The organism is Peptoniphilus sp. HMSC062D09, from assembly GCF_001811425.1.
In the GTDB taxonomy this organism is placed as follows: Bacteria; Bacillota; Clostridia; order Tissierellales; family Peptoniphilaceae; genus Peptoniphilus_A.
On the sequence record NZ_KV804685.1, the window covers coordinates 167306 to 178592 of the forward strand.

Genomic DNA, 11287 nt, shown 5'->3' on the forward strand with positions numbered 1-11287 from the left:
TCAAATTTATCCTTGTGATAATATATGACTTAGGATGTGATTTTGTGATTTTAAATGAAATTAGAAATATAATGAAAGAAAAAAATATAGATTTTTATGTTATTCCATCAAAGGATCCACATGGCTCTGAATACCTTCCAGATTTTTACAAGGAAAGGGAATTTGTTACAGGCTTTACAGGTTCACAAGGAACCGCTGTCATAACTAGAGATGAGGCATATCTTTGGACTGATGGCAGGTATTTTATACAAGCTGCAAAAGAAATAAAAGATTTTGGCTTTGAACTTCAAAAAGAAGGTCAAGTTGGAGTTTTAAACTACAGTGATTGGATAAGTGAGAATATAAAAGAAGGCATGACTCTTGCTTTAAATGCAGAATATTTTTCTCACCAAAGTTTTTCATCTTTGGAAGAGAAATTAAAGGAGAAAAATGTAAAAATTGTTGATGCTGATTTAATTACTGACCTTTGGAAAAATAGGTACCCTCTACCAAGTGAAGATGCTTTTTTACTTGATAAAAAGTATGCAGGAAAGTCTGCAACAGAAAAAGTATCTGAAATCAGAAAAATTTTAAAAGATAAAAAAGCTGATATGACAATAGTCTCTTCACTTGTTGACATTGCTTGGACTCTTAATATTCGCGGCATGGACATAAAGGATACTCCAGTTCTAATTTCCTTTATGATTATAGAAGCTGACAAGATAATTTTATTTACTGACAGAGAAAAGACTAAAAAGATTGAAAGAGAAATTGCAGATTTTGTTGAATTAAGAGATTACTCAGAATTTTATGATTATCTAAAAAATTATGAAGAAAGAAAAATTTATCTAGACCCAAATTCTATTAATGAAAGAATTTACAAGGGCATTTGCGAAAATAATGAGATAATTTTTGGCAATAATATTTCAGAAAATTTAAAGGCAATAAAAAATGAAACTGAAATAAAAAATCTTGAAGATACTTATATAAGAGATGGAGCAATTTTATTTAAGTTCATCTGCTGGTTAAAGGAAAATGCAAAAAATAAAATTGGAGAATATGAAGCGGCAATGAAGCTTGACTCTATGCGTGCAGAAGATCCTCTTTATATTTCAAATTCCTTTGATACGATTTCTGCCTATGGAAAAAATGCAGCCATGATGCACTATCATGCCAGAGAAGAGGACCAAGCTGTAATTGAGCCAAGGGGATTTTACCTTGTGGATTCAGGTGGGCAATACTATTCTGGGACAACAGATATAACAAGAACTATTGCCATGGGAGACCTTACAGAGGAAGAAATTCACGACTACACAATGACTTTAAAGAGTCACATAGATTTAATGGACGCTGTATTTTTAAAGGGAACTTATGATTTAGCCTTAGATGGCATTGCCAGATATGCCTTGTGGCAAGACAGGATGGACTACAAGTGCGGAACAGGTCACGGAATTGGCTTTGTCCTTTCAGTTCATGAAGGACCACAGAGAATTTCTCCAAGAGACCCTGCTGTTAGGATGGAGGAAAACATGATTGTCTCAAATGAACCTGGTGTCTACAAGGAAAATAAGCATGGCATAAGAATTGAAAACATCATGAGGGTAGTCTTTGACTGCGAAACTCATGACTCAGTATTTAATAAGTTTAAGACAATTTCTTTTTGTCCATTTGAACTCAAGGCAATTGATGTAAATTTACTTACAGATAGGCAGATAGAGGTTTTAAATTCTTATCACAGAGAAGTTTTTAAAATCTTAAGTCCATATTTAAATGGAGAGGTTTTAGATTATTTAAGAGAAGCGACGAAAGAGGTTAGTAGATAATTGTTAGATTTAAGAGAAAGGCTTGACCAACTTCCAGATAAACCTGGAGTTTATATTATGAAAAATGAATTAGATGAGATAATTTATGTTGGCAAGGCCAAGTCTCTTAGGAAGAGAGTGAGACAGTACTTTGGGTCTTATGGTAAGTCTTCCAAAAAAGTTGCCAGCATGGTCTCAAAAATTCATGATTTTGAGTACATTATTGTAGAAAATGAAGTGGAGTCCCTTGTCCTTGAGTCCAATTTAATCAAGGACAATCTCCCAAAATACAATATTCTCTTGCGTGACGACAAGCAGTATCCTTACATCAAGGTAAAGGTCAACGAGAGATTTCCTAGAGTTATGAAGACAAGAAGGATTTTAAAGGATGGGGCAAAATATTTTGGGCCCTATCCCGATGTCTTTGCAGTAAATGAATCAATCGAAAGCTTTGAGAGACTTTACCCTCTAAGGACCTGCAATTTGAATTTAGAAAATGTTGAAGAAAAAAATTATAGGCCTTGTTTAAATTATTACATTGGAAAATGCCTTGGACCCTGCATAGGAAATGTAAAGGACCAAGATTATAATGTCATGGTAGAGGAAGTCTTAAGTTTTCTTTCAAGTTCTGACAACAAATTAATAGATAAGCTTCATGAAAAGATGATGGATTATTCAAGAAATCTTGACTATGAAAATGCTGCTGATATTAGAGATAGAATTAAAAATTTAGAATACTTAAAGGAAAGACAACTTATAAGTGATCCTGAAGCTCGCGATGACAAGGACATAATCGCCCTTGCCAAGGGAATTGACGAAGTTCTCATCCAAATTTTCTTTTTCAGAAATGGGAAAATTATTGGCAGAGAGCATTATATGATAAGGGATTATTACAATGACAGCTACGAGGAAATTTTTTCTTCATTTTTAAAACAGTTTTACATTGGAGCATCCTATATTCCAAAGGAAATTATTATAGAAGAAAAGCCCATGGATATTAAGGTGCTAGAAGATTGGCTAAGTGAAAAGAGAGGCAATAAAGTTACCATAACTGTTCCAGTAAAGGGCGACAAAAAAGAATTAGTGAGAATGGTCAAGAGAAATGCCCTTGACATGATTGAAAAGTATGGCGATAAGTATAAAAAGCGTGCTGAATCAAATAGGTTGGCACTAGAAGAGATAAAAGATTTAATTGGTCTAAGCCGAAGACCAAGGCGAATAGAAGCCTATGACATTTCAAATATTTCAGGTGTTGAGTCTGTTGGGTCTATGGTTGTTTTTGAAGATGGAGATGCAAAAAAGAGCGACTACAGAAAATTTAGGATAAAAAGTGTCATAGGTCCTGATGACTATTCCAGTTTAAAGGAAGTAATTGAAAGAAGATTTAGAAGAGGGGTAGAAGAAAAGAAAGAGGACAAAAATTCTTCCTTTTCAAATTTTCCAGACCTTATAATGATGGATGGCGGCAAGGGTCAAGTAAATGCTGCAAAGGAAATTCTCGATAAATTAAAGTTAAATATTGAAATTTGTGGACTTGTCAAAGATGACTTTCACAGAACTCGTGGCATTATTTATAGCAATGAGGAATTTAATGTTGATTTAAATTCCAGAGCCTATAAAATGATTTACAAGATCCAAGAAGAAGCTCATAGGTTTGCAATAAATTATCATAGAAATCTCAGGTCCAAAACAATGTTTAAGTCAGAGCTTGACGATATAAAATTAATAGGACCAAAGCGAAAGGAAAATTTGTTGAAACACTTTAAATCCATTGACAAAATAAAAAAAGCAAGCATCCAGGAGCTTATGGAAGTTGAGTCAATGAACGAAAAAAGCGCAGAATCACTTTATGAACATTTTAGGAGAGCAAAAAATGGGAGTTAAATTAAAATATATAGTTGAGGAATTAAATTTTGAAATTATTCACAAATCAACTGATTACGATGAAATTGAAATTAAAAACAGCGATATAAATAGACCAGGCCTTCAACTTTGTGGCTACTATTCAAAATTTGTAAAAGATAGAATACAGCTTATTGGCACACAGGAGTGGCATTATATAAATTCATTGAATGATGAGGAAAAATTTTCTACTTTGGAAAAATTATTTAAGTACAACATACCAGTGGTTGTATTTTCTAGAAATAATATGATCTTTCCACAAGCAAAATTTTTGGCTGAAAAATACAATGTCACAATAATAAGAAGTCATGATACAACTTCAAAAATATTTAGCAAAATAATTTCTTTAGTTGATGAGGCACTGGCTCCAACTACAAGAATGCATGGAGTTTTACTTGACATCTCGGGCATTGGTGTTTTAATAACTGGAAGAAGCGGAATAGGAAAGAGTGAAACAGCCCTTGATTTAATTTCCAATGGTGCAAGGCTCATTTCTGACGACTCAGTCATCATAAAAAATATTGACAAAAAATTAATAGGAAAGTCTCCTGATATTACAAAATATTTTATGGAAATCAGGGGAGTAGGAATAATTGATATTCAAAAAATGTTTGGCATAGGCTTTGTCATGGAAGAAAAAGCAATAGAAGTTGTAGTTAACTTGGAAGATTGGGATGAGTCAAAGGAATACGAGAGACTTGGTCTTGACAATAATTATGAAAACATTTTAGGAATAGATGTAGTTAAGTTTAATATTCCAGTAAAACCAGGTAGGCATACTGCACTTATTATTGAAGTTGCTACAAAGAATTATAAGCAAAAGGAATTGGGCTACAATCCAGCTACTGCTCTTAATGAGAGAATGTTAAAAAAATTAAAGTAACTTAGAAGAGCACAAGTAAGTGCTCTTTTATTTATATTTATAAATGATTAACAAAAATTTTATAAAAAAAATATAATTCCACATTATGAAACACCTTTCATAATTCGCCATTTTCAAATATTTAAAGTCATTTATTAACAATATTATTGAATTTTTTTAAATTAAGTTCTATAATATAAACAGTATGGTTAGTTTATATTATTAATAGGAGGAAAATATGGCTAAAACATTTAAAACAATGGATGGTAATGAAGCAGCCGCTCATGTCGCTTATGCGTTCTCTGATGTTGCTTGTATTTACCCAATAACTCCATCATCTCCAATGGCTGAGCACATTGATGCTTGGGCTTCTCACGGAAGAAAAAACATTTTCGGACAAGAAGTATTGGTTAAGGAGTTACAATCAGAAGGAGGAGCTGCTGGAGCTGTTCACGGTGCACTACAAGCTGGTTCACTTACATCAACTTACACAGCATCTCAAGGTTTATTACTTATGCTACCTAATATGTATAAGATAGCAGGAGAATTACTTCCAGGAGTATTCCATGTTGCAGCTAGAGCACTAGCATCTCACGCACTATCAATCTTCGGTGACCACCAAGACGTTATGGCAGCTAGAGCATCAGGATTTGCACTTCTTGCATCAGGCTCAGTTCAAGAAGCAATGGACTTAGCTGGTGTAGCTCACTTATCTGCAATCAAAGGTAGAGTTCCTTTTGTTCACTTCTTTGATGGATTTAGAACATCTCACGAAGTTCAAAAAATTGAAGTACTTAATTACGACGACCTAGCAAAACTTGTTGATCATGATGCAATTAAAGCTTTCAAAGAAAGAGCTTTAAATCCAAATGGATCACAAGTTAGAGGTACTGCTCAAAACCCTGATATTTACTTCCAAGAAATTGAAGCTTCAAACAAATACTACACTGATATCGTTGGTATTACTGAAGATTACATGAAAGAAATTTCTAAATTAACTGGAAGAGAATACAACTTATTTAACTATTATGGAGCTAAAGATGCAACTGATATTATTGTAGCTATGGGTTCTGTAACAGAAACAATCGAAGAAGTTGTAGATTATCTAAATGCAAAGGGAGAAAAGACAGGACTTGTTAAAGTTCACCTATACAGACCTTTCTCTATTAAGCACTTAATGGAAGCAATTCCTGAAACTGTAGAAAGAATCGCAGTTCTTGATAGAACTAAGGAAAAGGGAGCAGTAGGACAACCTCTTTACTTAGATGTAAGAGATGCCTTCTACGAATCAGATAAGAGACCACTTATCCTTGGCGGAATTTATGGACTAGGTTCTAAAGACACTAACCCAACTGATATTCTTTCTGTATATGACAACCTTAAAGAAGCTGAACCTAAAAATGACTTCACAATTGGTATTGTTGATGATGTAACTCATAAATCACTTCCAATTAAAGAAGAAATTACTACAGAACCGGAAGGAACAATTAGATGTAAATTCTGGGGATTTGGATCTGACGGTACAGTTGGTGCAAACAAATCAGCAATTAAGATTATTGGTGATAACACTGACATGTATGCTCAAGGATACTTTGACTATGACTCCAAAAAATCTGGTGGAGTTACAATGTCTCACTTGAGATTTGGAAAAAACAGAATCACTTCAACTTACCTATTAACTGAAACTGATTTTATTTCTTGTTCAAAACAATCCTATGTATATTCTTATGACCTATTGAGAGGACTTAAAAAGGGTGGAAAGTTCTTACTAAATACTATTTGGAATGAAGAAGAACTTGAAGAACATCTTCCAGGTTATATGAAGAAATATATTGCAGACAATGAAATTGAATTCTACACAATTAACGCTACAAAAATAGCTGCTGAAGTTGGACTTGGCGGAAGAACTAACATGGTAATGCAAGCTGCATTCTTTAATCTTTCTCAAGTACTTCCAATTGATGAAGCTGTTAAACTTCTAAAAGAAGCTATTGTAAAAGATTACGGCGCTAAGGGTGACGACATAGTAAACATGAACTATGCAGCAGTAGATCAAGGAATTAACGCTCTTAAAAAAGTAGAAGTAAAAGATTCTTGGAAAAATGCTGATACTACTAAGGACTTCAAGATCAGTGGAGCACCTGACTTTATCAACAACATCCTTATTCCAATGAATAGACAAGAAGGTAACGACCTTCCAGTTTCTACTTTCGTTGATATGCCTGATGGAACATTCCCATCTGGAACAAGCCGTTACGAAAAGAGAGGTATAGCTGTAAATGTTCCTCACTGGAAGATTGAAAACTGTATCCAATGTAACCAATGTTCATTAGTATGTCCTCACGCTGTCATCAGACCTTTCTTAGTTGACAAAGACGAAAAGGCAAATGCACCTGAAGGATTTGAAACTAAAAAAGCTAACGGCAAGGGACTTGAAGATTATGAATATAGAATTCAAATTTCACCACTAGATTGTACTGGTTGTGGAAACTGTGCTCAAGTATGTCCTGCTAAACAAAAAGCTCTTGTAATGTCACCATTTGAAAATGAAATTGATGTACAAGCTGCTAACTGGGAATATGCTTCTGAACACATTAAATCTAAAGAAGAAAATATTGAACCAAACAACTTCAAGAACTCTCAATTCCAAACTCCATATCTTGAATTCTCTGGAGCTTGTGCAGGTTGTGGAGAAACTCCATATGTAAAACTTGTTACACAATTATTTGGAGATAGAATGAGTATTGCTAACGCAACTGGTTGTTCATCAATTTGGGGCGGTTCTGCACCATCTATGCCATATTGCACTGATGACTGTGGCAATGGACCATCATGGGCTAACTCACTATTCGAAGATAATGCTGAATACGGTTATGGTATGGCAGTATCTCAAGAACAAACTAGAAATAGAATTGAAAACCTAATGAAGGAATTTGTTGAACTTAATGTAGATAAGGATGCTAATGAAGCATTTAATGCTTGGATTGAAGGTAAAGAAGATTACAAGACATCTAAGGCTGCAAGCGCAAAAGTTCTAAAAGTTCTTGACAAAAAATTCGGCAACGAAAAAGCAGATGAAATTATTGATACTCTAAAGGGTCTTGAAAGATTCTTAATCAAGAAGAGTCAATGGATCATCGGTGGAGACGGTTGGGCATACGACATCGGATACGGTGGACTTGACCATGTTCTTGCATCTGGTGAAAACATTAATGTTCTTGTTCTTGATACTGAAGTATATTCTAATACAGGTGGTCAAGCTTCTAAGTCAACACCAACAGCAGCAATTGCACAATTCGCAGCATCTGGTAAGTTAACTAAGAAGAAAGACTTAGGTCTAATGGCTACTACTTATGGTTATGTATATGTTGCACAAATTGCTCTAGGTGCTGACAAGAATCAAGCATTTAAGGCTATTAAAGAAGCAGAAGCTTATGATGGACCATCACTAGTTATTGCTTACGCACCATGTATCAACCACGGCATTAGAGTAGGTATGGGCTTCTCAATTGAAGAAGAAAAGAAAGCTGTAGAAACTGGCTACTGGCACCTATACAGATTCAACCCTGAACTTAAGGCTGAAGGAAAGAATCCATTCATCTTAGATTCTAAAGAACCTACAAAACCTTTCAGAGACTTCCTAGATGGAGAAGTTAGATACACTTCACTTAAGAAGTTATTCCCTGAAAGAGCTGAAAAACTTTACGAAGTTGCAGAAGAAAATGCTAAGGAAAGATATGCAAGCTATGTAAGTCTTTCTGAAGAAGAATAAGATAACTAATTTAACTCAATATAAATTTTATAATTATTTGGACTCGCTCAAGGAAACTTGGGCGAGTTTTTGTATAAATTTTATTTTATATGTGTTAAACTTTTTATAAGTTAATATTAGACTTATGCCTTAATCATTGATTTTTTTAATCTTTTGATATAATATTAAAATTATTACTGGAGGTCAAAATGAAATTAATTTTTGATATAAACGGTGGAGATAATAAATCCGAAATTATTAAGGGTGCAATCGAAGCCTCTAATGAATTTGATACAGATATTATTCTAGTTGGAAGAGAAGATTTTATAAAAGAAAATCTACAAGAACTAGATTACAATAAAGACAAAGTTGAAATAGTTGATGCAAAGGAAAATATTGAGAATAATGAAGACCCTGCCTTTGCACTTAGACGCAAAAAGGATTCTTCAATTGTCATTGCTATGACTTTATTAAAAGAAAAGATAGGCGATGCCTTAATTTCTGCAGGAAGTACGGGAGCACTTTTAGCAGGTGGCTTATTTATAGTCGGAAGAATTAAGGGAATAAAAAGAGCAGTTTTACCTACAAGTATTCCAGGCTTGAAATCAAACACTATGGTAATTGACTCTGGCGCTAATATGGACACAAGTCCAGAACTCCTACTAGAGTTCGCAACTCTTGGAGAAGTTTTTCTTAAAGAATATTATAAAATTGATTCGCCAAGGGTTGGTCTATTAAATGTAGGTAGTGAAGAAGGCAAGGGAAACTCTTTATATAAAGAAACCTATAAGGTCCTTAAGGATAGTTCTATAAATTTTGTTGGAAATATTGAAGCAAGAGATATTATGAATAACGATGTTGACCTTCTTGTCTGCGATGGCTTTGACGGAAATATTTTATTAAAGTCAATTGAAGGTGTAGTTGATTTTGCTGTAAAAAATGTTTTTCACAGCCTTGAAAATTCAGATCTTGATGATGAAAGCAAAGCTATCTTTAGTAAATTTTTAATGACTAAGTTTAAAAATTTAGATGCAAAGGAAGTTGGCGGCACAATTCTTTTGGGTATTGATGGAAATATTATAAAGGCTCATGGAAATTCTGATAAGAGAGCAATAAAAAATGCTGCAAAATATGCTATAAGTATAGTAGAATCTAATGTAGTTAAAAAAATTAAAGATAAGGTGGAAGGTAAATGAAAGAAAGAATTCTAGAAATTATTGCAGAACAATTTAATATGGATGTAAGTGAACTTGATGAAGATATGAGCTTTCAAGATGACTTAAACGCTGATTCAATTGAACTTGTTGAACTAGTTATGACTATTGAAGAAGAATTTGAGACTGAAGTTTCTGAAGAAGATCTAGAAAAATTAAAAACTGTTGGCGATGTTATTGACTATGTAGAAGATTTGGAACAGTGATTTCATGTCTATGGATAATCTAAAACATCTTGAAAAAAAATTAAATTATAATTTTAAAAATAGAGATCTTTTAGAAAAAGCTTTAACTCACAGTTCTTTTATCAATGAAAATAACATGAAGAGCTTTGAGAGTAACGAAAGGCTAGAATATCTAGGCGATGCAATTCTTGGTCTTGTAATTGGAGAATATTTTTATAAAAATTTTCCAGAAGACAATGAAGGTTCGCTAACTAAGATGAGAGCTGAATCAGTAAATGAGAAAGTTTTGTTTTTTATTTCCAAAAAGGTAAATCTTGGCGAATATTTAAAATTTGGCAAGGGAGAAATAAAAAGTGGTGGAAAAAATAGAGAGTCCACTTCCGCTGATGCTCTTGAAGCTTTATTTGGAGCAATTTATTTAGATTCAAATTTTGAAAATGTCAAAAAAATTATTTTAGATTTATTTCAAGATTTTTTAGAAAAGGATAGCTATAAGTTATTTAATATTGATTTCAAAACTAAATTTCAAGAAAAGGTGCAAAAATCTGGCAAAAAAGCTGAGTATAAATTAGTCAGAGAAGAAGGTCCAGACAACGATAAAACTTTCTTTACTGAATTATATTTAGATGAAGTTTTAGTTGGAAGTGGCAAGGGAAAAACAAAAAAGGAGTCTCAACAAGAGGCTGCCAAGGATGCCTTTAAAAGGAGAGGGAAAATTGTCTAAGAGAAATATCATACCAATTTTCATCCCTCACTATGGCTGCCCCAATGATTGTGTTTTTTGTAACCAAAGAAAAATTACGGGAATGTCTACAGATATTTCAAATAGTGATGTGGAAAATACTATTTTGGAATATCTTTCTTATTTTAAAAGAAAGGACAACATTGAAGTTGCCTTCTATGGAGGAAGTTTCACAGCCATACCCATAGATAAGCAAAGTGAATTTTTAGAAGTTGCACATAGATACAAAGGAAAAGGATTAGTTAAGTACATTAGACTTTCCACAAGACCGGATGCCATTGACCATGAAATATTAAAAAATTTGAAAAAATATGGCGTTGACATAATTGAACTGGGAGTCCAAAGCCTTGATGAAGAGGTTTTAAGGCTTTCCAATAGAGGTCATGATGCAGCTTGTGTTTATAGTGCATCGAAATTAATTAAGGATTATGGATTTTCACTGGGACTTCAACAAATGGTTGGGCTACCAGGAGATAATATTGACAAGTCTATTTACACAGCAAGGGAATTTGTAAAACTAAAACCAGATTGCGTGAGGATTTATCCAACTCTTGTAATAAAGGAAACGGCACTTTATAAAAATTTGATAGATGGAAAGTACAAGGCCTTAGACTTAGATTCTTCTATAAAATTTGTTGCAGACATACTTGATATTTATTATAAGAACGACATTAATGTAATAAGAGTTGGTCTTCAGCCAACGGAAAATATAAACTATGATAAAGATGTAGTTGCAGGAGCCTTTCATCCAGCCTACAGGCAGTTAGTTGAGGCATATTATTTTAAGAGAGGTCTTTTAAATTATTTTAAAAAGTCAAAAAATATAAGCAATGAGATATTAATTTTTGCC

General features: G+C 33.4%; 8 protein-coding genes. All 8 read left to right on the plus strand.

Annotated features, from left to right (window positions below; genetic code table 11):
* The first annotated feature begins 44 nt into the window (after positions 1-44).
* Entirely contained in the window at positions 45-1802 is a 1758-nt protein-coding gene (locus HMPREF2801_RS01025; RefSeq protein WP_083303689.1) for an aminopeptidase P family protein, read from the plus strand.
* Entirely contained in the window at positions 1803-3665 is a 1863-nt protein-coding gene (gene uvrC / locus HMPREF2801_RS01030; RefSeq protein ID WP_070610148.1) for an excinuclease ABC subunit UvrC, read from the plus strand.
* On the plus strand, positions 3655-4566 hold the full coding sequence (gene hprK / locus HMPREF2801_RS01035; RefSeq protein WP_070610151.1) for an HPr(Ser) kinase/phosphatase: 912 nt from the start codon (positions 3655-3657) through the stop codon (positions 4564-4566). Before uvrC ends, hprK begins: the two co-directional genes overlap by 11 nt.
* 217 nt (positions 4567-4783) lie before the next feature.
* The gene (gene nifJ / locus HMPREF2801_RS01040; RefSeq protein WP_070610153.1) at positions 4784-8317 is read left to right on the plus strand and encodes a pyruvate:ferredoxin (flavodoxin) oxidoreductase; all 3534 of its coding nucleotides are present in this window, start codon (positions 4784-4786) and stop codon (positions 8315-8317) included.
* 188 nt (positions 8318-8505) lie between these two features.
* On the plus strand, positions 8506-9492 hold the full coding sequence (plsX, locus tag HMPREF2801_RS01045; RefSeq protein ID WP_070610155.1) for a phosphate acyltransferase PlsX: 987 nt from the start codon (positions 8506-8508) through the stop codon (positions 9490-9492).
* The gene (acpP, locus tag HMPREF2801_RS01050; RefSeq protein WP_070610157.1) at positions 9489-9716 is read left to right on the plus strand and encodes an acyl carrier protein; all 228 of its coding nucleotides are present in this window, start codon (positions 9489-9491) and stop codon (positions 9714-9716) included. Before plsX ends, acpP begins: the two co-directional genes overlap by 4 nt.
* A 10-nt stretch (positions 9717-9726) precedes the next feature.
* Complete coding sequence (rnc, locus tag HMPREF2801_RS01055; protein ID WP_246829952.1) at positions 9727-10419, plus strand: ribonuclease III; 693 nt, start codon at positions 9727-9729, stop codon at positions 10417-10419.
* The coding region (locus tag HMPREF2801_RS01060) for an elongator complex protein 3 (protein WP_070610190.1) at positions 10412-11287 on the plus strand (876 nt) is incomplete at its 3' end. The genes rnc and HMPREF2801_RS01060, both read left to right, overlap by 8 nt.

Coding starts and splice junctions, on each gene's coding strand:
- hprK (WP_070610151.1), top strand. CDS start 3,655: ATGGGAGTTAAATTAAAATATATAGTTGAGGAATTAAATTTTGAAATT.
- nifJ (WP_070610153.1), top strand. CDS start 4,784: ATGGCTAAAACATTTAAAACAATGGATGGTAATGAAGCAGCCGCTCAT.
- plsX (WP_070610155.1), top strand. CDS start 8,506: ATGAAATTAATTTTTGATATAAACGGTGGAGATAATAAATCCGAAATT.
- acpP (WP_070610157.1), top strand. CDS start 9,489: ATGAAAGAAAGAATTCTAGAAATTATTGCAGAACAATTTAATATGGAT.
- rnc (WP_246829952.1), top strand. CDS start 9,727: ATGGATAATCTAAAACATCTTGAAAAAAAATTAAATTATAATTTTAAA.